The following is a 24,684-nucleotide window of genomic DNA, read 5'->3' on the forward strand; positions in this document are numbered from 1 at the left end:
TCCTGTGAGTCCCTCTCGTCGCCGATCCTACCGGCGAGTATCGTGTGCCGTGCGGTTCCGAGTCGCTGGCGACCGGCCGCAGTGAGGAGCACCACATGTATGCACTGGCAGGTGGGGCATCCGCCCTGAACGCGGTCTTCGCAGCCGAGACCGTGCAGCCGGCTGCGGGCACGGCGCAGCTGATCATCGCCGCCGTCATCTCGATCGTGCTGATCGTGGTGCTGATCGTCTGGGTGAAGATGCATCCGTTCTTCGCCCTGATCCTCGGCGCGGCGGTGATGGCTGTCGCCGCGAACATGGGCTTCGAGAACGCGTTCACCTCGTTCTCCAAAGGTCTGGGCGACACGGTCGGCGGCGTCGGCGTGCTGATCGTGCTGGGCGCGGTGATCGGCCGGTTCCTCACGGAGTCCGGCGGCGCCGACGAGATCGTCGACACGATCCTCGCCAAGACGCCGTTGAAACGACTGACCTGGGCGATGGCGCTGGCGGCGTTCATCATCGGCATCCCGCTGTTCTTCGAGGTCGGTGTCGTGCTGTTGATCCCGATCGTGATGCTGGTGGCGAAGCGGGCGGGGCTCCCCGTCATCCTCGTCGGCATCCCGGCGCTGGCGGGACTCTCCGCCCTGCACGGCCTCGTGCCGCCGCACCCCGGGCCGCTCATCGCCATCGACGCGCTGAGCGCAGACCTGGGTCTCACCCTCGCGCTGGGGCTGCTCGTCGCGATCCCGACGGTGATCATCGCCGGTCCTGTGCTCGCCAAGCCCATGGCGCGCTGGGTGCCGGTGCAGGCATCCACCACGCTGCTCGCGCCGGTCAGCGAACGCGAGGGCAGGCGGCCCGCATTCGGCGTCGCGCTGTCGGTCGTGCTGATGCCGGTGGTGCTGATGCTGCTGATGACGATCGTGAGATCGACCGGGTTCGACGACAGCGTGCTCGGTCAGATCCTGGTCTTCATCGGCACGCCCCTGCAGGCGCTGCTGATCACCTCGCTGTACGCGATGATCGTGCTGGGCACCGCGCTCGGGCGCACCATGGGCGAGGTCGCCAAAGAGACCGGCGACGCGTTCGCCCCGATCGCCTCGATCCTGCTGATCGTGGGCGCGGGCGGCGGTTTCAAGCAGACGCTGGTGGATTCGGGCGTCGGCGAGGTGATCGGCAACGGCATCGCCGGCTCGGGCATGCCGCTGCTGCTGGCCGGCTGGCTGGTCGCGGTGTTCATCCGCCTGGCGACAGGATCTGCGACGGTGGCGACCATCACCGCCGCGGGGATCATGGCACCGCTGGCCGGTGATCTCAGCAGCACGCACGTCGCCCTGATGGTGCTCGCCATCGGTGCGGGCTCGGTCTTCCTCTCGCATGTCAACGACGCCGGTTTCTGGCTGGTGAAGGAGTATTTCGGCCTGACCGTGGGACAGACCTTCAAGACATGGAGCCTGATGGAGTGCGCGGTCTCGGTGGTGGGTCTGCTCGGCGTGCTTCTGCTCGGCCTGATCGTCTGATCCGTCCCGTGATGCAGTCGTCCACCGGCGCGGGAGCCCTGCTCGCGCGCCGGTAGACTCGATTCTCGTGTCAGAGTCTCCCGAAACACCCCAGATCACACCGGAGGCGGTGGAGTCCGCCGTCGACGCCGCGCTCGCGGCGATCGCCGCGGCATCCGATACCGCAGAGCTGAAGGCCGCCCGCGCCGCGCACATCGCCGAGGGCTCCCCGCTGGCCGTGCTGAATGCATCGATGCGCCAGGTGGCACCCGAGCACAAGGCCGCATTCGGCAAGCTCATCGGCCAGGGCCGGGGACGGGTCTCGCAGGCGCTCGCCGCACGGGAGACCGAGCTCGCCGAGGCCGAGACCGCCGCGCGTCTGGAGGCGGAGCGCGTCGATATCACCGCTGTGGCCTCGCGCTCGCGGGTGGGCGCACGTCATCCGCTGACGCTGCTGCAGGAGCAGGTGTGCGATGTGTTCGTCGGCATGGGCTGGGAGATCGCCGAGGGCCCGGAGCTCGAGCACGAGTGGTTCAACTTCGATGCGCTCAACTTCGACGAGGACCACCCCGCCCGCCAGGAGCAGGACACCTTCTACGTCGACCCGACCTCGCGTCACCTGGTGATGCGCACGCACACCAGCCCCGTGCAGGTGCGTTCGATGCTCGACCGCGAGCTCCCGATCTACGTGCTGTGCCCCGGCCGCACCTACCGCACCGACGAGTTCGACGCCACCCACCTGCCGGTGTTCAGCCAGTTCGAGGGCCTGGTGATCGACAAGGGCATCACGATGGCGCATCTGAAGGGCACGCTGGATCACTTCGCGCGGCAGATGTTCGGGCCCGAGGCCAAGACGCGCCTGCGCACCAACTACTTCCCGTTCACCGAGCCCTCCGCCGAACTCGACCTGTGGCACCCGACCTTCAAGGGCGGCGCGCGCTGGATCGAGTGGGGCGGATGCGGAATGGTCAATCCCAACGTGCTGCGTGCGGCGGGCATCGACCCCGAGCAGTACAGCGGCTTCGCGTTCGGGATGGGGATCGAGCGGACCCTGATGTTCCGCAGCGATGTGAAGGACATGCGCGACATGGCCGAGGGCGATGTGCGCTTCAGCGAGCAGTTCGGGATGGTGGTGTGATGCGCGTTCCGCTTTCCTGGCTGCGCGAGTACGTCGAGGTGGCCGCGGATGCCACGCCGGAGGATGTGCTGGCATCCTTCGTGTCGGTCGGCTTCGAAGAGGAGGACATCCACCGCTTCGAGATATCCGGTCCTGTCGTCGTCGGGCGCGTCCTCGAGCTCACGCCCGAGCCGCAGAAGAACGGCAAGACCATCAACTGGTGCCAGGTGGACGTCGGCGAGGCCAACGGCGGCGTCCGCGGCATCGTGTGCGGCGCGCACAACTTCACCGTGGGGGACAAGGTCGTGGTAACGCTGCCGGGTTCCGTGCTGCCCGGCCCCTTCCCGATCGCGGCGCGCAAGACCTATGGCCACGTCTCCGACGGCATGATCGCCTCGGCCCGTGAGCTGGGGCTGGGTGACGAGCACGACGGCATCATCGTGCTGTCGACGCTGGGGCTGGATCCCGAGGTCGGCACGGATGCCATCGAGCTGCTGCACCTGGACGATGTGGCCGTCGAGATCAACGTCACCCCCGACCGCGGGTACGCGTTCTCGCTGCGCGGCGTCGCCCGGGAGTACTCCCACGCCACCGGCGCCGCCTTCCGCGACCCGGCCGAGCGCGACTTCTCCGAGCTGCAGCCGGGCTCCGGCTTCTCGATCAGCGTCGATGACCGCAACCCCATCCGCGGCAACGTCGGGGCACGCGAGTTCGTCGCCCGCGTGGTGCGTGATGTCGACCCGTCGCGCCCGACCCCGCCGTGGATGATCGCGCGGCTGGGGCTGGCCGGGATGCGCTCGCTGGGCGTGCTCATCGACATCACCAACTACGTGATGCTCGAGCTCGGCAACCCGATCCACGGCTACGACCTGGACAGGCTGCAGGGCGGCATCGTGGTGCGTCGCGCCCAGGAGGGCGAGCGGATGACCACACTGGACGGCCACGACCGGGCGCTGCACGTCGAGGATCTGCTGATCACCGACGGCTCCGGCCCGATCGGCCTCGCCGGCGTCATGGGCGGCGGCACCACAGAGATGAGCAGCACCACCCGCAATGTGCTGATCGAGGCGGCGACGTTCGACCCGGTCACGATCGCACGCACCGCCCGCCGGCACAAACTGCCCAGCGAGGCCTCCAAGCGCTTCGAGCGCGGGGTGGACCCGCTCATCCCCTTCGTCGCGGCGCGTCGCGTCGCCGACCTCATGGTGGAGCTGGCCGGCGGCACGCTCACCGAGGAGGGCGGTGCGCTGTTCACCAAGGTAGAGATCGCCGGCATCGATCTGCCGCGCGGCTTCACGCAGGGCGTGGTCGGGGTGGACTACAGCGATGACGAGATCGTCGGCGCGCTGGAGATGATCGGCGCCGAGGTCACGGCGAACGACGGCGGCTGGTTCGTCATCCCGCCGAGCTGGCGCCCCGACCTGACCGACAAGTGGACGCTGGTGGAGGAGGTCGCCCGCATCCACGGACTCGACCGGATCCCCTCCGTGCTGCCCACCCCGCCCTCCGGTCGCGGGTACACCGTGCTGCAGCAGGGTCGCAAGCGGGTCGCGGATGCACTGGCTGCGGCGGGCTTCGTCGAGACCCCGGCGTTCCCGTTCACCACCGAGGAGCAGAACGATCTGCACGGCTCGGCCACCGGCGAGCACCTGCCCAGCATCCGGCTGGCCAATGCACTCGACGGGCAGGTCCCCTTCCTGCGCCGCTCCCTGATCCCCGGTCTGCTGCAGATCGCGCATCGCAACATCTCGCGCGGACTGGTGGATCTGGCGGTCTTCGAGACAGGCGTCGTGTTCGCTCCCGAGGCGGGCGTGACCTACGGCACGGACTTCATCCCACCGCTGGGGCAGCGACCGAGCGATGAGACGCTCGCGCACCTCAACGCGTCGATCCCCCGCAGCCGCGGCATCTGGCCGTGCTCCTCACCGGGAACATCACTCCGCGCCAGCCCGGCCGCAGCGCCGAGCACGTGGAGGTGTCCGATGCGCTCGACGCGGTGCGCGTGATCGGCGTCGCAGCCGGCGTCGACATCGACGTGGCCCAGACCCAGCGCGCGGCGCTGCATCCCGGACGCGCGGGTGTGCTCAGCGTGCGCGGCGAAGACGTGGGCTACGTCGGCGAGCTGCACCCGCAGGTGTCGGCGGATGCCGATCTGCCCGGCCGCGTCATGGTGCTGGAGCTCGATCTCGACCGTGTGCTGACGCTCGCGGGCGAACGCGTGGTCGCCGCATCGCTGTCGACGTTCCCGGCCGCAACCCAGGATGTCTCGCTGGTGGTGGATGCCGGGGTTCCGGCATCCGAGGTGCGTGCCGCGCTTATCGAGGGCGCGGGCGAGCTGCTCGAGTCGGCGACCCTGGTCGACGACTATCGCGGCGAGGGCGTGGGCGAGGGGCGCAAGAGCCTGAGCTTCGCGCTGCGCTTCCGGGCATCCGATCGCACTCTCACCGCCGCCGAGGCGACCGAGGCGAAGCTCGCGGGCGTCGCTGTGACCGCAGAGCGATTCGGAGCCGGCATCCGCGACTGAACGCTTCCCGGTAGACTCACCGGCAGTGACACGGGGTGCCGCATCCGCGGCTGAGATCACACCCGTCGAACCTGATCTAGCTCGTACTAGCGAAGGGATGTCGCCATGAGCGATACGTCGTACCTGCCCACCGGAGGACCCTCGTCCGCCGATCCCGTCTCGGCCGCCGCCGACCTGCTGAAGCGCCTGCGTGCCGCGCCGCCGCTGACGCACTGCATCACCAACTCGGTGGTGACCGGGTTCACCGCGAACGTGCTGCTGGCGCTCGGGGCCGCGCCCGCCATGGTCGACATCGTCGGCGAGGCCGGGATGTTCGCCGGGGCGGCCTCCGGTGTGCTGATCAACCTCGGCACGCCCACGCCCGAGCAGCGCGCCGCAAGTCTGGAGGCGGCGGCGGGGGCGAACACCGCAGGAACGCCGTGGGTGCTCGATCCGGTCGCCATCGGCGTGCTGCCGGTGCGCACGGGGCTCGCCGGCGAGCTCGCGGCCCTGCGGCCGACGGCCATCCGCGGCAACGCCTCCGAGATCCTCGCCCTCGCCGGCCTCAGCGCGGGCGGCAGGGGCGTCGATGCCACGGACACACCGGAAGCCGCAGCCGACGCGGCGCGCACCCTGGCCGAACGGTGGGGAGCACGGTCGCCGTCTCCGGCGAGGTGGATCTGATCACCGACGGGCGGCGTGTCATCCGCGTCGCGAACGGCGATGCCCTGCTCACCCGTGTCACCGGAGGCGGATGCGCTCTCGGAGCCGTCATGGCGGCCTTCCTCGGCACGGCCCGTGGCACCGGTGCCGATGCGCTCACCGCGATCGCCGCCGCCACCCTCGTGTACACGGTGGCGGCGGAACGTGCGGCGGCCGCGGCATCCGGGCCAGGCAGCTTCGCCGCGACCCTCCTCGACGCGCTCGCGGCGATCGAACCGGCGGACGTCGTCTCCGCCGCCCGCATGCGGGAGGTCGCCGCATGAACGCCGACCTCTCGCTGTATCTCGTGACGGATGCGGCGCTCTGCGGCGATCGCGGCGTCGTCGCCACCGTCCGGGAGGCTGTTGCGGGCGGTGTCGCCATCGTGCAGCTGCGCGACAAGGACGCCTCGGATGCCCAGACCGTCGACCTGCTCGTCGAGCTGTCGCACGCGATCGCCGGCCGCGCACTGCTCGTGGTGAACGACCGTCTGCAGGCGGCGGTCGATGCCCGCTCCCGCGGCGCCCGTGTCGACGGGGTGCACCTCGGGCAGTCCGATGCCTCCGTGCGCGCCGCTCGCGAGGCGCTCGGACCGGACGCCCTCATCGGCCTCACCGCCAACACACCCGCTCACCTCGACGCCGTGCGCGCCCTGCCGCCGGGCACCGTCGACTACGTCGGCATCGGGGTCATCCGCCCGACCAGCACGAAGCCCGACCATCCGCCCGCACTCGGCGTCGCGGGCTTCAGGACACTGGCAGCCCTCAGCCCGGTCCCGGCCGTCGCGATCGGCGGCATCGGGATCGACGACGTCACGGCGCTGCGCGAGGCCGGCGCGGCAGGGGTCGCCGTGGTGTCCGCGCTGTGCGCGGTCGAGGATCCACACGCCGCCGCCCGCGCATTCCGTCGTGCCTGGCGCGGGCAGCGCCCTCCCCGGGTGCTCAGCATCGCCGGGAGCGACCCTTCGGGAGGCGCGGGGATCCAGGCCGATCTGAAGGCCATCGCCGCCAACGGCGGTTACGGCATGGCGGCGATCACGGCGCTGACCGCGCAGAACACCCGCGGAGTGCGCGGGGTGCACGTGCCGCCCGCCGACTTCCTGCGCGCACAGCTCGATGCCGTCGCCGACGACATCGAGATCGACGCGGTGAAGATCGGGATGCTCGCGGATGCCGAGGTCATCCGCACCGTCGGCGACTGGCTCGCGGCGCGCCGGCCCGACACGGTCGTGCTCGACCCGGTGATGGTCTCCACCAGCGGCGACCGCCTGCTCGATTCGGACGCCGAGGCCGCCCTGCTCGACCTCGCCTCCCACGCGGATCTGCTCACCCCGAACCTCGACGAGCTGGCGGTGCTCTCGGGGTGCCGCGTCGGCGACTGGCCCGAGGCGCTGGCGGCCGCGCAGCAGGTCGCCGCGCGCACCGGCGCCCTCGTGCTCGCGAAGGGCGGGCACCTTGCCGGGGATCAGACGCCGGATGCCCTGGTCGGCGCCGACGGCGTGATCGTGGAGCATCGCGGCGCGCGCATCGACACCACCAGCACGCACGGCACGGGCTGCTCGCTGTCGTCGGCCCTGGCCACCCTGAGTGCCCGCGGGAAGGACTGGCCGGAGGCCGTCGCGGGCGCCCGCGAATGGCTGCGCGAATCGCTGCGTGCCGCCGGGACGCTGGACGTGGGCCGCGGGAACGGCCCGGTCAGCCATCTTGCCGGACTGTGGCAGCGCGGTGCCCTGGAGACCCGTCCGAGCCCCGACGATGTCCGCGACGCGTGGTGGGTGAGCATCGCGGAGGTGCGCGCCGACATCGACGCGCTGCCGTTCATCCGCGCCCTCGCCGACGGCACGCTCGGCCGAGACCGATTCCTGGGGTACCTCGCCCAGGATGCCCTGTACCTGCGCGAGTACGCGCGGGTGCTCGCGGAAGCGGCCCGGCTGGCGCCGAGCACCCAGGAGCAGGCGTTCTGGGCGCAGTCGGCGCAGGGGGCGATCGCCGGCGAGCTCGAACTGCACGCATCCTGGCTGACCCCCGACACCGGCACCTCTGCCACGACGTTCTCCGCCGAGCCGAGCGCGGTGAACACCGCCTACCTCGACCACCTGCGCGCCGCGGCGTTCAGCGGAGACCACGCGGTGCTGATCGCCGCAGCCCTGCCCTGCTTCTGGCTGTACACCGATCTGGGTGTTCGGCTGCACGCGGGGAGTTCGGGGAGCATGCGCTGAGCGATCGGCATCCGTTCGCCTCCTGGCTGTCCACGTACGCCGATCCCGCCTTCGCCGTCGCGACCGAACAGGCCATCGGCTTCGTCACCCGGGCGGCGGCCGCAGCCGACGACGAGCGCCGAGAACGCATGCATCGCGCGTTCCGTCGTTCGGCGGAGCACGAACGGGCCTTCTTCGACCTGTGAGGGCGTCCCGACTGTGACGCGTCGATTTGCGGATGCTGCGGCTTCGACGCTACTGTCGCGTCATGCCTTCGGTCGTCCTCGCTCCCGCTTCGCGGTTCCCGAGCGCGCGTCGACGCCGTGTCGGCCGCCGAATCTAGGCGACCCCGCGCAGCCCGTGCCGTCCCGGTACGAGTCGGATGCCGGTGTCGCCGCTCCGGCCAGGCCCGTCATCGGGCGCACACCGACCGTTAAGGTGGAAGCATGACGTACTCCGTCGCCGTCTCCGGCGCATCAGGCTATGCGGGAGGCGAGATCCTGCGGCTGCTCGCCGCGCACCCCGACATCGAGATCCGCACCGTCACCGCGCATTCGAACGCGGGGCAGCCGCTGATCCAGCATCAACCGCACCTGCGCTCGCTCGCGCACCTCACCCTGCAGGACACCACACCGGAGGTCCTCGCCGGCCATGACGTCGTGGTTCTCGCCCTGCCGCACGGACAGTCCGGTCAGTACACGGATGCCCTGGGCGAGACGCCGCTGGTCATCGACGCCGGCGCCGACCACCGCCTCACCTCGCAGGACGCCTGGGCGGCGTTCTACGGCGGCGACTTCCACGAGCCGTGGGCATACGGCGTCCCCGAACTCCTCGTGGACGCCGGCTCCGGAACCGGCACGAAGCAGCGCGAGGTGCTCCGCAGCGCACGGCGCATCGCCGCACCGGGCTGCAACGCCTCGACGGTCAGCCTGAGTCTTGCGCCCGGCGTCGCAGCCGGCGTCATCGACCCGGGCGACATCGTCAGCGTGCTCGCCGTCGGTCCGTCCGGCGCGGGCAAGAGCCTGAAGCCCCACCTGCTCGGCAGCGAACTGCTCGGCACCGCCAACCCCTATGCCGTCGGCGGCACGCACCGGCACATCCCCGAGATCAGGCAGGCGCTCGCTGCAGCCTCCGGCGCCGCGCCGGACGGCATCCGGGTCTCCTTCACCCCGGTCATCGTGCCGATGGCGCGCGGGATCCTCGCCACCTGCACCGCGCCGATCGCCGAAGGTGCCACGGATGCCCAGATCCGCGACGCCTGGCAGAGTGCCTACGGCGACGAGACCTTCGTGCAGCTGCTGCCGGAGGGCTCCTTCCCCCGCACCGCAGACGTGCTCGGCGCGAACACCGCGCTGATGGGGCTGGCCATCGACCGTGCGGCGAACCGCGTAGTCGTCGTCACCGCGGTCGACAACCTCGTCAAGGGAACCGCCGGCGCGGCCGTGCAGTCCATGAACCTCGCGCTGGGCCTTCCGGAGGACCGCGCCCTCACCGTGAACGGAGTAGCGCCGTGAGCGTGACCGCACCCCAGGGATTCGACGCCGCCGGCGTCGCCGCAGGGCTCAAGAGCACCGGGAAGCCGGACGTCGCCGTCGTCGTCAACCGCGGGCCGCGCAAGGTGGGCGCCGCGGTGTTCACCAGCAACCGCGCCAAGGCGAACCCGATCCTGTGGTCGCAGCAGGTCATCGCCGACCGCACGGTCGAGGCGATCGTGCTCAACTCCGGCGGGGCGAACTGCTTCACCGGTGCTTTCGGCTTCCAGACCACGCACCTCACCGCCGAGAAGGCCGCCGAACTGCTCGATGTCAGCGCCGGCGATGTCCTCGTCTGTTCCACGGGACTGATCGGCACCGGCGACGAGGTGTTCCGTGGCAAGGTGCTCGACGGCGTCGAGCGCGGCATCGCAAGCCTCAGCGCCGATGGCGGACAGCTCGCGGCCGAGGCCATCATGACCACCGACACGGTCTCCAAGACCGCCGTCCTCACCCGCGACGGGTGGACCATCGGCGCCATGGCGAAGGGTGCGGGCATGCTCGCACCGGGACTTGCCACCATGCTCGTGGTGATCACCACGGATGCCGACCTGGAGGCCTCCGAGGCCGATGCCGCGCTGCGCCGCGCGACGAACGTGAGCTTCGACCGGCTCGACTCCGACGGCTGTATGTCCACCAACGACCAGGTCACGCTGCTCGTCAGCGGTGCCAGCGGCATCCACCCCGATCTCGACGACTTCACCGCCGCGCTGAGCGAGCTGTGCGGCGAGCTCGCACAGAAGCTGCAGACGGATGCCGAGGGTGCCAGCCACGACATCACCATCGTGGTGCAGCACGCCGCCACCGAGGAGGAGGCCGTCGAGGTCGGCCGCTCGGTCGCCCGCAACAACCTGTTCAAGGCGGCGATCTTCGGCAACGACCCGAACTGGGGTCGCGTGCTGGCGGCCATCGGCACCACCGCCGCGCAGTTCGACCCCTACGACGTCGACGTGACGATGAACGGCGTGCGGGTCTGCTCCGCGGGCGGCCCCGACCGGCCCCGCGAGGACGTCGACCTCACCCCGCGTGCGACGCGCCTGGAGATCGATCTGAAGGCCGGCGAGGCCACCGCGACGATCCTCACCAACGACCTCACCCACGATTACGTGCACGAGAACAGCGCATACGCCTCATGACCGACCTTCAGCTGACCGCACCCGAGGAGGCCGCCGTCAAGGCCGCCACGCTCATCGAATCGCTGCCCTGGCTCAAGCGCTTCCGCGACCAGATCGTCGTCGTCAAGTACGGCGGCAACGCGATGGTCTCCGAGGAGCTGCAGGACGCCTTCGCGCAGGACATCGCATACCTGCGCTACGTGGGCGTGCAGCCTGTCGTCGTGCACGGCGGGGGCCGCAGATCTCGAACATGCTCGACCGGCTCGCCATCCCCAGCGAGTTCAAGGGTGGCTACCGGGTGACCAACACCGAGGCGATCAGCGTCGTGCGCATGGTGCTCACCGGGCAGGTCAATCCGACCCTCGTCGCGAAGATCAACTCGCACGGTCCCATCGCCACCGGGCTCAGCGGCGAGGATGCCGGACTGTTCGGCGGTCGCCGCCGCGGCGTGATCATCGACGGCGAGGAGGTCGATCTCGGCCGGGTGGGTGACGTGGTGCAGGTCGACCCGACCCCGGTGCTCGATCATCTCTCCGCCGGGCGCATCCCGGTGGTCTCCTCGATCGCCCCCGATCTCGACCATCCCGGCCAGTCCCTGAACGTGAACGCGGATTCCGCGGCGGCGGCTCTCGCCGTCGCACTCGGCGCCCGCAAGCTCGTCATCCTCACCGACGTCGCGGGGCTGTACGCCGACTGGCCGAACCGCGACTCGCTGGTCTCGCACATCGCCGCCGACGCGCTCACCGAGATGCTGCCGGCGCTGGAGTCCGGGATGATCCCGAAGATGCGCGCCTGCCTGGACGCCGTGCAGGGCGGCGTGGACGCGGCGGCCATCATCGACGGACGGGTGCCGCACTCGGTGCTCGTCGAGCTGTTCACCAGCAAGGGAATCGGTACGGAAGTGGTGGCATCATGACCTGGAACGACGACGCGAGTCGCGATCTGCTGACCCTGGGCGGGCGCCTCGCGCTGCTCACCCGGGGCGAGGGGTCGTGGGTGTGGGATGCCGACGGGAACCGCTACCTCGACTTCCTCGGCGGCATCGCGGTGAACTGCCTCGGCCACGCGCATCCGGTGTTCGTCGAGGCGGTCTCGACGCAGGCGGCGACGCTCTCGCACGTGTCGAACTACTTCGCCTCCCCGCCCCAGCTGGAGCTGGCAGCGCGGCTGAAGCGCCTGGCCGGCACCGGCGAGCAGGGCCGCGTGTACCTGGCGAACTCCGGCACCGAGGCGAACGAGACGGCCATCAAGCTCGCCAGGCTGCACGGCAACCCCACCGGCCGTACGACCATCCTCGTCGTGGACGGCGCGTTCCACGGCCGCACCATGGGAACGCTGTCGCTGACACCGAAGGCGATGTACCGCGACCCCTTCCTGCCTGCCGTTCCCGGCGTGGTCACCGTCGAGCGCTCCATCGCGAGCCTTGAGGCAGCCTTCGCCGCCGGGGGAGTGGCGGCCATGATCGTCGAGCCCATCCAGGGCGAGGCGGGCGTCGTGGAGCTGCCGGAGGGATTCCTGCGCCGGGCGCGTGAGCTGACCGCCGAGCACGACGCGCTGCTCATCCTCGACGAGGTGCAGACCGGCTCCGGTCGCACCGGGGAGTGGTTCGCCTTCCAGCGCGAGGGGATCACCCCGGATGCCGTCACGCTCGCCAAGAGCATCGGCGCCGGCTTCCCGCTCGGTGCGATGATCACCTTCGGCTCGGCCAGTGAGCTGTTCTACCCGGGCACGCACAACTCCACGTTCGGCGGCAACCCGCTGGCCAGTGCCGTGGCGAACGCGGTGCTCGGCCACATCGAGGACGAGAACCTGCTCGCCAACGTCAACGCCCGCGGAGCGCAGCTGCGCGCCGGGGTCGCCGACCTGCCATTGGTGACCGGCACCACCGGTGCCGGGCTGCTCATCGGCATCCGTCTGTCGGCGCCGGTCGCCGCCGACGTGCGTCAGGCCGCTCACGAGCGCGGGCTGATCATCAACGCGCCCACCGGCGATGTCATCCGCATCGCGCCGCCGTACACCATCGGCGATGCCGAGGTGACCGAGTTCCTCACCCTGTTCCGCGCGGCGCTCGACGCCGTCGCATCCGCATCCGACACCCTGGAGAACCTCGCATGACCCGACACCTGCTTCGCGATGACGACCTGACTCCCGCCGAGCAGAGCGAGGTGCTCGATCTCGCGGTCGAGCTGAAGAAGGACCGCTGGTCGAATAAGACGCTCGCCGGTCCGCAGACCGTCGCCGTGATCTTCGACAAGTCGTCCACCCGCACCCGGGTGTCCTTCGCCGTGGGGATCGCGGATCTGGGCGGCTCTCCGCTGATCATCTCCACGGCCAGCAGCCAGCTCGGCGGCAAGGAGACACCCTCCGACACAGCCCGCGTGCTCGAGCGCCAGGTGGCGGCCATCGTCTGGCGCACCTACGCCCAGTCGGGGTTGGAGGAGATGGCCCGGGGGACCCGCGTGCCGGTCGTCAACGCGCTCTCCGACGACTTCCACCCCTGCCAGCTGCTCGCCGACCTGCTCACGATCCGCGAGCACAAGGGACAGCTGAAGGGCCTCACGCTCACGTTCTTCGGAGACGGGCGCAGCAATATGGCGCACTCCTACCTGCTCGCCGGGGTCACCGCGGGGATGCACGTGCGGATCACCTCGCCCTCGTCCTATGCTCCGCGCGCCGATGTGGTCGCCTCCGCCGAGAAGCGCGCCGCCGAGACCGGCGGGTCGGTCACCCTGCTGACCGATCCCCGCGAGGCCGCGCTCGGCGCCGACGTGGTCGTCACCGACACCTGGGTGTCGATGGGCAAGGAGGAGGAGAAGATCCAGCGCCTGCGCGATCTGGGTGGCTACAAGGTCACCTCCGAGATCATGGCGCTCGCCGACCCCGAGTCGATCTTCATCCACTGCCTTCCCGCCGACCGCGGCTACGAGGTCGACACCGAGGTCATCGACGGTCCGCAGAGCGTGGTCTGGGACGAGGCCGAGAACCGGCTGCACGCGCAGAAGGCCCTGCTGGTGTGGCTGCTCGGCAAGCAGGAGGAGGCGAAGTGACGGACGAGACGCACGGCACGAACGAGGGCGCGCTCTGGGGTGCACGGTTCGCCGGCGGACCCTCGCCGGAACTGGCGGAGCTGAGCCGCTCCACGCACTTCGACTGGGTGCTCGCGCCGTACGACATCGCCGGCTCGCATGCGCACGCCAAGGCGCTGGAGGCCGCCGGGTATCTGGATGCAGAGCAGGCGCGCGTCATGCACGCCGGCCTGGATGCGCTGGCCGCGAGGATCGCCGACGGTACGCTGCGGCCCGATCCCGGCGATGAGGACGTGCACGGTGCGCTGGAGAAGGCGCTGATCGCCGAGATCGGCCCCGAGATCGGCGGCCGCCTGCGGGCCGGGCGCAGCCGGAACGATCAGATCGCCACCCTCGTGCGGATGTACCTGATCGACCATGCCAGGGTGATCGCCCGCGAGGTGCTGCGCGTGATCGACGCGCTGGTCGCACAGGCCGAGGCGCACCCGGATGCCGTCCTGCCCGGGCGCACCCATCTGCAGCACGCCCAGCCCGTGCTGCTCGCCCATCACCTGCAGGCGCACGCCTGGCCGCTGGTGCGCGAGCTCGAGCGTCTGGTCGACTGGCGCCGCCGCGCGGGCTTCTCGCCGTACGGCGGCGGAGCGCTGGCCGGCTCCACGCTGGGCCTGGATCCCGCGCTCGTGGCCAGCGAGCTGGGCCTGGATCGGCCTTCCGAGAACTCCCTCGACGGCACGGCCGCGCGCGACGTGGTCGCCGAGTTCGCGTTCATCGTGGCGATGACCGGCATCGACCTGTCGCGCCTGTCCGAGGAGATCATCCTGTGGAACACGCGCGAGTTCGGCTTCGTCACGCTCGACGACGCCTACTCGACCGGCTCCAGCATCATGCCGCAGAAGAAGAACCCCGACATCGCGGAGCTCGCCCGTGGCAAGTCGGGCCGTCTGATCGGCAATCTGACCGGCCTGCTGGCGACGCTGAAGGCCCTCCCGCTCGCGTACAACCGCGATCTGCAGGAGGACAAGGAACCGGTGTTCGATTCGGTGCAGACGCTCGAGGTGCTGCTGCCGGCGTTCGCGGGCATGGTCGCCACGCTGCGCTTCGACACCGTGCGGATGGCCGAGCTCGCGCCGCAGGGCTTCTCACTGGCGACCGATGTCGCCGAATGGCTCGTCACGCAGCGCGTGCCGTTCCGCGACGCGCATGAGATCTCGGGCGCGCTGGTGCGTGCATGCGAGCAGCGCGGGATCGGGCTGGAGGATGCCGATGACGAGCTGTTGCGCTCGGTCTCGGAGCATCTGACGCCCGGGGTCCGCGAGGTGCTCACGATCGAGGGATCGGTCGCGTCCCGCACGGGGGCGGGCGGCACGGCGCCGGCTCGGGTCGCCGAGCAGCGTGCGGAACTGGTGGCGCGCACCCAGGCGGCCGCGCACGCGCTGGGGCTCTGAGGACGACCGGGATCCACGACCTCGAGCATATTCCACGAATATAATCATTCTAGTTATTATTCTGGATAATTCGTGATACGGTTATCACATGGTGGTCGCAGTGATCGCAGACATCGTCGGCTCACGCCGGCTCGATGACCGCGCCTCGGCCCAGCGTGCGTTCGACGAGGCGATCGCCCGTGTGGAGAGTGAGCATCCGCTGGCCGAACAGGCGCTGCGGCCCACAGTGGGCGACGAGCAGCAGGGTGTCTACCGCACGCTCGACGATGCTCTCGCCTCGCTGCTCCTGCTGCAGCTGGCGCTGCCGGGCGGAGTCGAGTTCCGCTTCGGGCTGGGCGTGGGGATGATCCGCCGGATCGACTCCCAGCACGGCGAACTCTCCGACGGCCCGGGATGGTGGGCCGCCCGGGAGGCGATCGAGGACACGCATGCACGCCAGCAGCGCGCGGTGCCGACCTCACGCACCTGGATCGTCGGTGCCCCCGGTCAGACTGAGGTCATGGACACCGTGATCACCGCATCCAACGCCTACCTGCTCGCCCGGGACGAGATCGTCTCGCGCATGAGCGAGCGTGAGAGACGGCTGGCATACGGGCGCTTCGGCGGGCTGTCCCAGCGTGTGCTGGCTGAGCAGGAGGGGATCACGCAGCCGGCGGTGTCGAAGTCCCTGCACGGTTCGGGGGCGACCGCGCTGCTGGAGGGGCTCGTGCTGCTCACAGGAGCGAGCGCATGATCCTCGCGGCCCTGACGCTGACCGCCATCGGCGCATCCGATCTGGTGCGCCGCTTCGTCCTCCACAGGGGTGTCCGCATCGTTCTGCTGTCCCTGCTCGTCGTCGCGGTGATCGGGCTGGGCGCCTGCAGCGCCGCACTGGTTCCCGCCATCATCGCCTGCGTGCTGTCCGGCCTGTGGCTGTGGACGGTGCCGCTGGATGCCACGGGACGAGCGTCATTCTGGCCGGCGGCGGTGCTGGCAGGTGTCGTCTTCGTGACCACTGTGCTCATGCCGGTCCGCGAGGCTCCCGGACTCATCGGCGAGGTGTGGAGCGTCCGCTCGCCGGCCGGGGATCTCGGATTCGACGTCGCCGTGCTCGCCCTGGGGGTCGTGCTCTTCGCGACCGAGTCGGCCAACCTCGTCGTCCGGGCGGTTCTGGATCGCGAGGGCACCTGGCGGCCCGCCGACCTGGGCGGAGCACTGCGCGGCGGGCGTCTGCGCCAGCCGCAGCCGCCCGCCACCGGTTTCCAGGGCGGTCGCCTGATCGGACCGCTGGAGCGCATCCTGGTCCTCGCGCTCACGCTGGTGTCTGCATACCCCCTGCTCGCGGCGATGCTCGCGGCGAAGGGCATCGTGAGGTTCCCCGAGATCTCCAAGGACGGCGAGACCGGTGCCCGTGCGGAGTACTTCCTCGTCGGCAGCCTGGTCAGCTGGGTGACCGCGCTGGCGGGTGCGCTGCTGGTGTGGTGGGGTGCGCGCAGCTGAGCGGATTCCCGCTGGTAGCCTGGAGCGCGTGTCGAATACCGCTCTGACGACCGCCGCCCTCACCACCAGTGCCGTCGCGCTCGACCCCGCGTTCGAGAACGTGTGGGATGAACTGCTGTGGCGCGGCCTCGTCCACGTGTCCACGGATCAGGAGGCGCTGCGCGCCCTGCTCGGCGGAGACCCGATCACGTATTACTGCGGCTTCGATCCCACCGCTCCCAGCCTGCACCTGGGCAATCTCGTGCAGCTGCTCACGCTGCGTCGCATCCAGCTCGCCGGGCACAGGCCGCTGGGTCTGGTCGGCGGTTCGACCGGCCTCATCGGCGATCCGCGGCCCACCGCCGAGCGCACGCTGAACACCCGCGAGACCGTCGAGGAGTGGGTGGGTCGCCTGCGGGCACAGGTCGAGCGCTACTTGAGCTTCGAGGGCGAGAACGCCGCGCGCATGGTGAACAACCTCGACTGGACGGCGCCGCTGAGCGCGATCGACTTCCTGCGCGAGATCGGCAAGCACTACCGTGTGGGCACGATGCTGAAGAAGGATGCCGTCGCCGCGCGGCTGAACTCGGATGCCGGGATCAGCTACACGGAGTTCAGCTACCAGATCCTGCAGGGGATGGACTTCCTCGAGCTCTACCGCCAGTACGGCTGCGTGCTGCAGACCGGCGGCTCCGACCAGTGGGGCAACCTCACCAGCGGCACCGACCTCATCCACCGCGTCGAAGGGGTCTCCGCGCACGCGATCGGCACGCCGCTGATCACCAACAGCGACGGCACCAAGTTCGGCAAGAGCGAGGGCAACGCGATCTGGCTGGATGCCGAGATGTGCAGCCCGTACCGGATGTACCAGTTCTGGCTCGGCACGGCGGATGCCGATGTCGTGGACCGGCTGAAGGTGTTCACTTTCCTCACGCGCGCCGAGATCGAGGAGTACGCGACTCTGGTCGAGACCGAGCCGTTCCGGCGCGCCGCTCAGAAGCGCCTCGCCCTCGAGGTGTGCGCGACCGTGCACGGCATCGAGGCGACCGCGGCGGTGATCGCGGCATCCGAGGCGCTGTTCGGCCAGGGTGATCTGGCCGCACTGGACGCGGCCACCCTGCGCACCGCCCTCGACGAGCTGCCGAACGCGACGGTCACCGCCGGCACTCCGGTATCCGAGGCGCTGGTGGCGGCAGGGCTGGTCTCCAGCGTGTCCGAGGCGCGGCGGGCGATCTTGCAGGGCGGGGTCAGCCTGGACGGCGAGCGGGTAGCCGACGATTCGGCGACTGTGCAGGGCTCGCTGCCGGGAGGCGTCTCGGTGCTGCGCCGCGGCAAGAAGACCCTCGCCGGCATCTTCCTCGGCTGAGGCGCCGTTTCGACTGCCGGTGTCTCCGGCAGCGCATCCAGGAGGTTCGATGCCGTTCACGCCGAGTCATGCGGTGGTGGCGCTTCCCTTCGTGCGCACGCCGCTGGTGCCCGCAGCGATCGCGATCGGCGCGATGACCCCGGATCTGCCGCTGTTCCTGCGCGGGGTCGGCCTGTCGTACGGGTTCACGCACTCCCCGGTGAACATCGTCTGGACGGCGCTGATCGCCCTGCTGCTGCTGGCGATGTGGGGGATCGTGCTGCGGCCGGGGCTGGTTCGGCTCGCACCGGATGCTCTGGCGGCTCGACTCCCGCAAGGCTGGGGCCGTACCAGCCTGGGGGCTCTGCGGCAGGCGGGGGCCTCACGGTGGACGCTCGGCTCTGCGCTGTGGCTGGTGGTCTCGCTCGTGCTGGGGGTGCTCTCGCACATCGCCTGGGATCTGTTCACGCATGAGGGGCGCTGGGGCATGGTGGCGATCCCGCTGCTGCAGCAGTCCTGGGGGCCGCTTCCCGGCTACAAGTGGCTGCAGCATGGCTCCAGCCTGATTGGCCTGCTGATCATCGCGGCCTGCGCGCTGGTCTGGCTGCGGGGCCGGGACGTCGCACATCGCCCGCGGACGCTACCGGCCTGGCTCCGCTGGAGCTGGTACCTGACGCTGCCGGCGTTCCTGATCGCGGGGTGGGCGATCGGGCTCGCGCTGTACGGACCGCTGACCGAGGCGTTCACCCTGCAGCACCTCGCCTACCGCACCCTGCCGGCGGCATCCGGACTCTGGGGTGCGATGACGGTACTGCTGTGCGTAGCGATCGTGCTCACCACTCCGGCAGTTGGGCACCCCACGGACGCGGCGCCGCGAACCGCTTCGGAGCACCGGGCCGGCTGACCGCGGGGAGGACTGTCGTCACCTGAGGTCCCGAGCTCGCCGATCATGGGGGAGACCCTACGCCGTGGCGCGCAGGGTGCGGATGGGCGCGACACGCCCGGGGGTGCGTGGGGATTTGCCGGATGCCGAGGATCGCCGTAGATTATTACCTGTTCGCCCCAAGCGGTTGAGCGGAAGGCCGGAAGGCCTGGCTCCCCTCCAAGAGGCGGACAACTTCTCTTCTTCCATCGACTTCGTTGGTGTAAGGTAGAGGTTCCGGTTCCGGCCTGACTGCTCTGCAGTCCCGGGTGCCGGGTATGATTGTGAAGTTGCCCTGCGCTTCTTGCCTTGGTTGGTGGGTGTGTGGGTGCGTCCGATCCTTGAGAACTCAACAGCGTGCACTTGTCAAATGCCAAATTATCCTCGTCCGGCCTTTTGGTCGGTTGAGTATTCCTTTGGATCAAAGACCATTCTCTGTTTTTTGGAGGGTGGCATTGGATGAAGTCAGTTGATTTTGTCTCTTTGGTCAGTTTCAAACTCGCTGCGTGCCGGTTTTTTGCTGGTGTGTGGTTTTTTTCTTTTACGGAGAGTTTGATCCTGGCTCAGGATGAACGCTGGCGGCGTGCTTAACACATGCAAGTCGAACGATGAAGCTGGTGCTTGCACTGGTGGATTAGTGGCGAACGGGTGAGTAACACGTGAGCAACCTGCCCCTGACTCTGGGATAAGCGCTGGAAACGGTGTCTAATACTGGATATGTCCTATCACCGCATGGTGTGTGGGTGGAAAGATTTTTCGGTTGGGGATGGGCTCGCGGCCTATCAGCTTGTTGGTGGGGTAATGGCTCACCAAGGCGTCGACGGGTAGCCGGCCTGAGAGGGTGACCGGCCACACTGGGACTGAGACACGGCCCAGACTCCTACGGGAGGCAGCAGTGGGGAATATTGCACAATGGGCGGAAGCCTGATGCAGCAACGCCGCGTGAGGGATGACGGCCTTCGGGTTGTAAACCTCTTTTAGCAGGGAAGAAGCGTAAGTGACGGTACCTGCAGAAAAAGCACCGGCTAACTACGTGCCAGCAGCCGCGGTAATACGTAGGGTGCAAGCGTTATCCGGAATTATTGGGCGTAAAGAGCTCGTAGGCGGTTTGTCGCGTCTGCTGTGAAATTCCGAGGCTCAACCTCGGGCTTGCAGTGGGTACGGGCAGACTAGAGTGCGGTAGGGGAGATTGGAATTCCTGGTGTAGCGGTGGAATGCGCAGATATCAGGAGGAACACCGATGGCGAAGGCAGATCTCTGGGCCGTAACTGACGCTGAGGAGCGAAAGGGTGGGGAGCAAACAGGCTTAGATACCCTGGTAGTCCACCCCGTAAACGTTGGGAACTAGTTGTGGGGTCCTTTCCACGGATTCCGTGACGCAGCTAACGCATTAAGTTCCCCGCCTGGGGAGTACGGCCGCAAGGCTAAAACTCAAAGGAATTGACGGGGACCCGCACAAGCGGCGGAGCATGCGGATTAATTCGATGCAACGCGAAGAACCTTACCAAGGCTTGACATACATCAGAACACCCTGGAAACAGGGGACTCTTTGGACACTGGTGAACAGGTGGTGCATGGTTGTCGTCAGCTCGTGTCGTGAGATGTTGGGTTAAGTCCCGCAACGAGCGCAACCCTCGTTCTATGTTGCCAGCACGTTATGGTGGGAACTCATGGGATACTGCCGGGGTCAACTCGGAGGAAGGTGGGGATGACGTCAAATCATCATGCCCCTTATGTCTTGGGCTTCACGCATGCTACAATGGCCGGTACAATGGGCTGCGATACCGTAAGGTGGAGCGAATCCCAAAAAGCCGGTCCCAGTTCGGATTGAGGTCTGCAACTCGACCTCATGAAGTCGGAGTCGCTAGTAATCGCAGATCAGCAACGCTGCGGTGAATACGTTCCCGGGTCTTGTACACACCGCCCGTCAAGTCATGAAAGTCGGTAACACCTGAAGCCGGTGGCCTAACCCTTGTGGAGGGAGCCGTCGAAGGTGGGATTGGTAATTAGGACTAAGTCGTAACAAGGTAGCCGTACCGGAAGGTGCGGCTGGATCACCTCCTTTCTAAGGAGCATCTGACACTTTCGGGTGTTTAGAACCCAGTTCGAAGGCGTTCGTTCTTCGCTGGGGCTCATGGGTGGAACATTTGACATGGCATCACGGATGCGTGGTGTTCTTAGTACGCTGCTTCGGCGGTGGGAACGGGACGTCGCGGGGATGTGGTGTCTGCACGCTGTTGGGTCCTGAGGGACCGGGCCGGCTTCTTCTCCTGTGGGGGAGGGGGTTGTTCTGGGACTTCTGGGCCTCTTCTGGTTTCTGATCCGTGTGGGTTGGTTGCTGGTGGGGGTTCCGCCCGTACTTTGAGAACTACACAGTGGACGCGAGCATCTTAAAGAATAACGATCACCGGCGCCCTTTTCCTGGGGTGTTGGTGTGCTCATGTGATTTCAAGTCTTTAAGAGCAAACGGTGGATGCCTTGGCATCTGGAGCCGAAGAAGGACGTAGCAATCTGCGATAATCCTCGGGGAATTGATAAGCGAGTTTTGATCCGAGGGTCTCCGAATGGGGAAACCCCGCCAGGCGTTTGTGCGACCTGGTGACTCCCGTCTGAATGTATAGGGCGGGTAGAGGGAACGTGGGGAAGTGAAACATCTCAGTACCCACAGGAAGAGAAAACAATATGTGATTCCGTGAGTAGTGGCGAGCGAAAGCGGATGAGGCTAAACCGTTTCTGTGTGATACCCGGCAGGGGTTGCAGGAGCGGGGTTGTGGGACTTTTCGTATTGTTCTGCCGAGCAGTGGGCGTGATGTGACTGTATAGACGAACGGTCTTGAAAGGCCGACCATAGTGGGTGCCAGTCCCGTAGTTGAAATGTGGTTCACAGCGTGAAGAGTATCCCAAGTAGCACGGGGCCCGTGAAATCCCGTGTGAATCTGTCAGGACCACCTGATAAGCCTAAATACTCCCAGATGACCGATAGCGGACAAGTACCGTGAGGGAAAGGTGAAAAGTACCCCGGGAGGGGAGTGAAATAGTACCTGAAACCGTTTGCTTACAAACCGTTGGAGCCTCCATGGTAGGGGTGACAGCGTGCCTTTTGAAGAATGAGCCTGCGAGTTAGTGATATGTGGCGAGGTTAACCCGTGTGGGGTAGCCGTAGCGAAAGCGAGTCTGAATAGGGCGTTTTTAGTCGCATGTTCTAGACCCGAAGCGAAGTGATCTATCCATGGCCAGGCTGAAGCGCGTGTAAGAGCGCGTGGAGGGCCGAACCCACTTAGGTTGAAAACTGAGGGGATGAGCTGTGGATAGGGGTGAAAGGCCAATCAAACTTCGTGATAGCTGGTTCTCTCCGAAATGCATTTAGGTGCAGCGTTGCGTGTTTCTTGCCGGAGGTAGAGCTACTGGATGGCCGATGGGCCTCACCAGGTTACTGACGTCAGCCAAACTCCGAATGCCGGTAAGTGAGAGCGCAGCAGTGAGACTGTGGGGGATAAGCTTCATAGTCGAGAGGGAAACAACCCAGACCACCATCTAAGGTCCCAAAGCGCGTGCTAAGTGGAAAAGGATGTGGAGTTGCTTAGACAACCAGGAGGTTGGCTTAGAAGCAGCCACCCTTGAAAGAGTGCGTAATAGCTCACTGGTCAAGTGATTCCGCGCCGACAATGTAACGGGGCTCAAGCACGCCACCGAAGTTGTGGCATTGACATTTTTGGTAGGCCTTCGTGGTCCAGCCGTGTTGATGGGTAGGAGAGCGTCGTGTGGCGAGTGAAGCGGCGGGGTGACCCAGCCGTGGACGCTACACGAGTGAGAATGCAGGCATGAGTAGCGAAAGACGTGTGAGAAACACGTCCTCCGGAAGACCAAGGGTTCCAGGGTCAAGCTAATCTTCCCTGGGTAAGTCGGGACCTAAGGCGAGGCCGACAGGCGTAGTCGATGGACAACGGGTTGATATTCCCGTACCGGCGAAGAACCGCCCAAGCTAATCCAGTGATGCTAAGTGTCCGAAGCTCCTCATCGTCGCCTTCGGGTGACACCGGGGGTGGAGCACACGACCCTATGCTGGTGCGGCTAGCGTATTAACAGGTGTGACGCAGGAAGGTAGCCCATGCCAGGCGATGGTTGTCCTGGTGCAAGCGTGTAGGCCGACTCTTAGGCAAATCCGGGAGTCATGAGGCTGAGACGCGATGCGGATGAAAAGTGGGTGATCCTCTGCTGCCAAGAAAAGCATCGACGCGAGGTTCAAGCCGCCCGTACCCCAAACCGACTCAGGTGGTCAGGTAGAGAATACCAAGGAGATCGAGAGAATCGTGGTTAAGGAACTCGGCAAAATGCCCCCGTAACTTCGGGAGAAGGGGGCCACCCGCTTATACGGATTTACTCCGGAAAGGGTGTGGTGGCCGCAGAGACTAGTGGGTAGCGACTGTTTACTAAAAACACAGGTCCGTGCGAAGACGCAAGTCGATGTATACGGACTGACGCCTGCCCGGTGCTGGAAGGTTAAGAGGACCGGTTAGCCCCTTGTGGGCGAAGCTGAGAATTTAAGCCCCAGTAAACGGCGGTGGTAACTATAACCATCCTAAGGTAGCGAAATTCCTTGTCGGGTAAGTTCCGACCTGCACGAATGGCGTAACGACTTCCCAGCTGTCTCAACCGCGAACTCGGCGAAATTGCATTACGAGTAAAGATGCTCGTTACGCGCAGCAGGACGGAAAGACCCCGTGACCTTTACTACAGCTTGGTATTGGTGTTCGGTGTGGCTTGTGTAGGATAGGTGGGAGACTATGAAACCGTGACGCCAGTCATGGTGGAGTCATTGTTGAAATACCACTCTGGTCACTCTGGATATCTAACTTCGAACCGTGATCCGGTTCAGGGACAGTGCCTGGTGGGTAGTTTAACTGGGGCGGTTGCCTCCTAAAGAGTAACGGAGGCGCCCAAAGGTTCCCTCAACCTGGTTGGCAATCAGGTGGCGAGTGTAAGTGCACAAGGGAGCTTGACTGTGAGACTGACAAGTCGAGCAGGGACGAAAGTCGGGACTAGTGATCCGGCAGTGGCTTGTGGAAGCGCTGTCGCTCAACGGATAAAAGGTACCTCGGGGATAACAGGCTGATCTTGCCCAAGAGTCCATATCGACGGCATGGTTTGGCACCTCGATGTCGGCTCGTCGCATCCTGGGGCTGGAGTAGGTCCCAAGGGTTGGGCTGTTCGCCCATTAAAGCGGTACGCGAGCTGGGTTTAGAACGTCGTGAGACAGTTCGGTCCCTATCCGCTGCGCGCGTAGGAAGTTTGAGAGGATCTGACCCTAGTACGAGAGGACCGGGTTGGACGAACCTCTGGTGTGCCAGTTGTTCCGCCAGGAGCACCGCTGGTTAGCTACGTTCGGGATGGATAACCGCTGAAAGCATCTAAGCGGGAAGCCGGCCTCAAGATGAGACTTCCATCACCCTCCGGGGTGGAGAGGCTCCCAGCCAGACGACTGGGTTGATAGGCCAGATGTGGAAGCACCGCAAGGTGTGCAGCTGACTGGTACTAATAAGCCGATGACTTGATAACACTGTTCTTCTGCGAGATGAACGCGTCCACTTTGTGGTTCTCGACGTACGGTCGGGAACCGACAACACACCACACACGTGTGTGTGTTGCTGAAACGTCAATAGTGTTTCGGCGGCCATAGCGTGAGGGAAACGCCCGGACACATTCCGAACCCGGAAGCTAAGCCTCACAGCGCCGATGGTACTGCAGGGGGACCCTGTGGGAGAGTAGGACACCGCCGGACTTCTCTTAAGTAAGATGGCCACCCAAGGTTGGGTGGCCATCTTGCGTTAACGCGCGAGGTCATGC

Annotated in this window: 12 protein-coding genes, 3 rRNA genes, 3 pseudogenes and 1 riboswitch; all 18 genes and pseudogenes read left to right on the forward strand. The window is 66.8% G+C overall.

Going from position 1 to position 24,684, the window contains the following annotated elements:
• Positions 1–95 precede the first annotated feature (95 nt).
• The 18 genes and pseudogenes from QUE33_RS02080 (at position 96) to rrf (ending at position 24,619) form a co-directional block, all read left to right on the forward strand.
• Positions 96–1,499: a GntT/GntP/DsdX family permease gene (locus QUE33_RS02080; RefSeq protein WP_286301647.1), complete on the forward strand. Its 1,404-nt coding sequence runs from the start codon at positions 96–98 to the stop codon at positions 1,497–1,499.
• A 61-nt stretch (positions 1,500–1,560) separates the two neighbouring features.
• Positions 1,561–2,616 carry a phenylalanine--tRNA ligase subunit alpha gene (gene pheS / locus QUE33_RS02085; RefSeq protein WP_286303001.1) on the forward strand — a complete coding sequence of 352 codons (1,056 nt, stop codon included), beginning with the start codon at positions 1,561–1,563 and terminating at the stop codon, positions 2,614–2,616.
• Positions 2,616–5,119: pseudogene (gene pheT / locus QUE33_RS02090) on the forward strand (phenylalanine--tRNA ligase subunit beta). The gene pheS and the pseudogene pheT overlap by 1 nt, the downstream one beginning before the upstream one ends.
• 21 nt (positions 5,120–5,140) lie before the next feature.
• Positions 5,141–5,234, forward strand: a riboswitch (TPP riboswitch).
• Positions 5,225–6,084: pseudogene (gene thiM, locus QUE33_RS02095) on the forward strand (hydroxyethylthiazole kinase). Its footprint overlaps the riboswitch before it by 10 nt.
• Positions 6,081–8,018: a bifunctional hydroxymethylpyrimidine kinase/phosphomethylpyrimidine kinase gene (locus QUE33_RS02100; protein WP_286301648.1), complete on the forward strand. Its 1,938-nt coding sequence runs from the start codon at positions 6,081–6,083 to the stop codon at positions 8,016–8,018. Before thiM ends, QUE33_RS02100 begins: the two are co-directional and overlap by 4 nt.
• A 425-nt stretch (positions 8,019–8,443) precedes the next feature.
• Positions 8,444–9,511, forward strand: coding sequence for an N-acetyl-gamma-glutamyl-phosphate reductase (gene argC / locus QUE33_RS02105; protein ID WP_286301649.1), 1,068 nt, complete (start codon positions 8,444–8,446; stop codon positions 9,509–9,511).
• Positions 9,508–10,665, forward strand: a complete 1,158-nt coding sequence (argJ, locus tag QUE33_RS02110; protein WP_286301650.1) for a bifunctional glutamate N-acetyltransferase/amino-acid acetyltransferase ArgJ — start codon at positions 9,508–9,510, stop codon at positions 10,663–10,665. Before argC ends, argJ begins: the two co-directional genes overlap by 4 nt.
• Positions 10,662–11,560 (forward strand): annotated as a pseudogene (gene argB / locus QUE33_RS02115) (acetylglutamate kinase). The gene argJ and the pseudogene argB overlap by 4 nt, the downstream one beginning before the upstream one ends.
• Entirely contained in the window at positions 11,557–12,759 is a 1,203-nt protein-coding gene (locus QUE33_RS02120) for an acetylornithine transaminase (RefSeq protein ID WP_286301652.1), read from the forward strand. Before argB ends, QUE33_RS02120 begins: the two are co-directional and overlap by 4 nt.
• Positions 12,756–13,691, forward strand: coding sequence for an ornithine carbamoyltransferase (argF, locus tag QUE33_RS02125; protein WP_286301654.1), 936 nt, complete (start codon positions 12,756–12,758; stop codon positions 13,689–13,691). The genes QUE33_RS02120 and argF overlap by 4 nt, the downstream gene beginning before the upstream one ends.
• Positions 13,688–15,115, forward strand: coding sequence for an argininosuccinate lyase (gene argH / locus QUE33_RS02130; RefSeq protein ID WP_286301656.1), 1,428 nt, complete (start codon positions 13,688–13,690; stop codon positions 15,113–15,115). The genes argF and argH overlap by 4 nt, the downstream gene beginning before the upstream one ends.
• Before the next feature lie 88 nt (positions 15,116–15,203).
• Entirely contained in the window at positions 15,204–15,848 is a 645-nt protein-coding gene (locus QUE33_RS02135) for a SatD family protein (RefSeq protein ID WP_286301657.1), read from the forward strand.
• Positions 15,845–16,594: a hypothetical protein gene (locus QUE33_RS02140; protein WP_286301658.1), complete on the forward strand. Its 750-nt coding sequence runs from the start codon at positions 15,845–15,847 to the stop codon at positions 16,592–16,594. Before QUE33_RS02135 ends, QUE33_RS02140 begins: the two co-directional genes overlap by 4 nt.
• 43 nt (positions 16,595–16,637) lie before the next feature.
• Entirely contained in the window at positions 16,638–17,939 is a 1,302-nt protein-coding gene (gene tyrS, locus QUE33_RS02145; protein ID WP_286303003.1) for a tyrosine--tRNA ligase, read from the forward strand.
• A gap of 49 nt (positions 17,940–17,988) precedes the next feature.
• A complete protein-coding gene (locus tag QUE33_RS02150) occupies positions 17,989–18,822 on the forward strand; it encodes a DUF4184 family protein (RefSeq protein WP_286301660.1) in 834 nt (277 codons plus the stop codon).
• 558 nt (positions 18,823–19,380) lie between these two features.
• Positions 19,381–20,905: ribosomal RNA gene (locus QUE33_RS02155) — 16S ribosomal RNA — on the forward strand.
• Positions 20,906–21,286: 381 nt separating this feature from the next.
• A 23S ribosomal RNA gene (locus QUE33_RS02160) occupies positions 21,287–24,396 on the forward strand.
• Between the two features lie 107 nt (positions 24,397–24,503).
• Positions 24,504–24,619, forward strand: a 5S ribosomal RNA gene (gene rrf / locus QUE33_RS02165).
• The 16S, 23S and 5S rRNA genes sit together here, the layout of an rRNA operon.
• Positions 24,620–24,684 lie beyond the last annotated feature (65 nt).

Source organism: Microbacterium suwonense (genome assembly GCF_030296555.1).
Classification (GTDB): Bacteria; Actinomycetota; Actinomycetes; order Actinomycetales; family Microbacteriaceae; genus Microbacterium; species Microbacterium suwonense.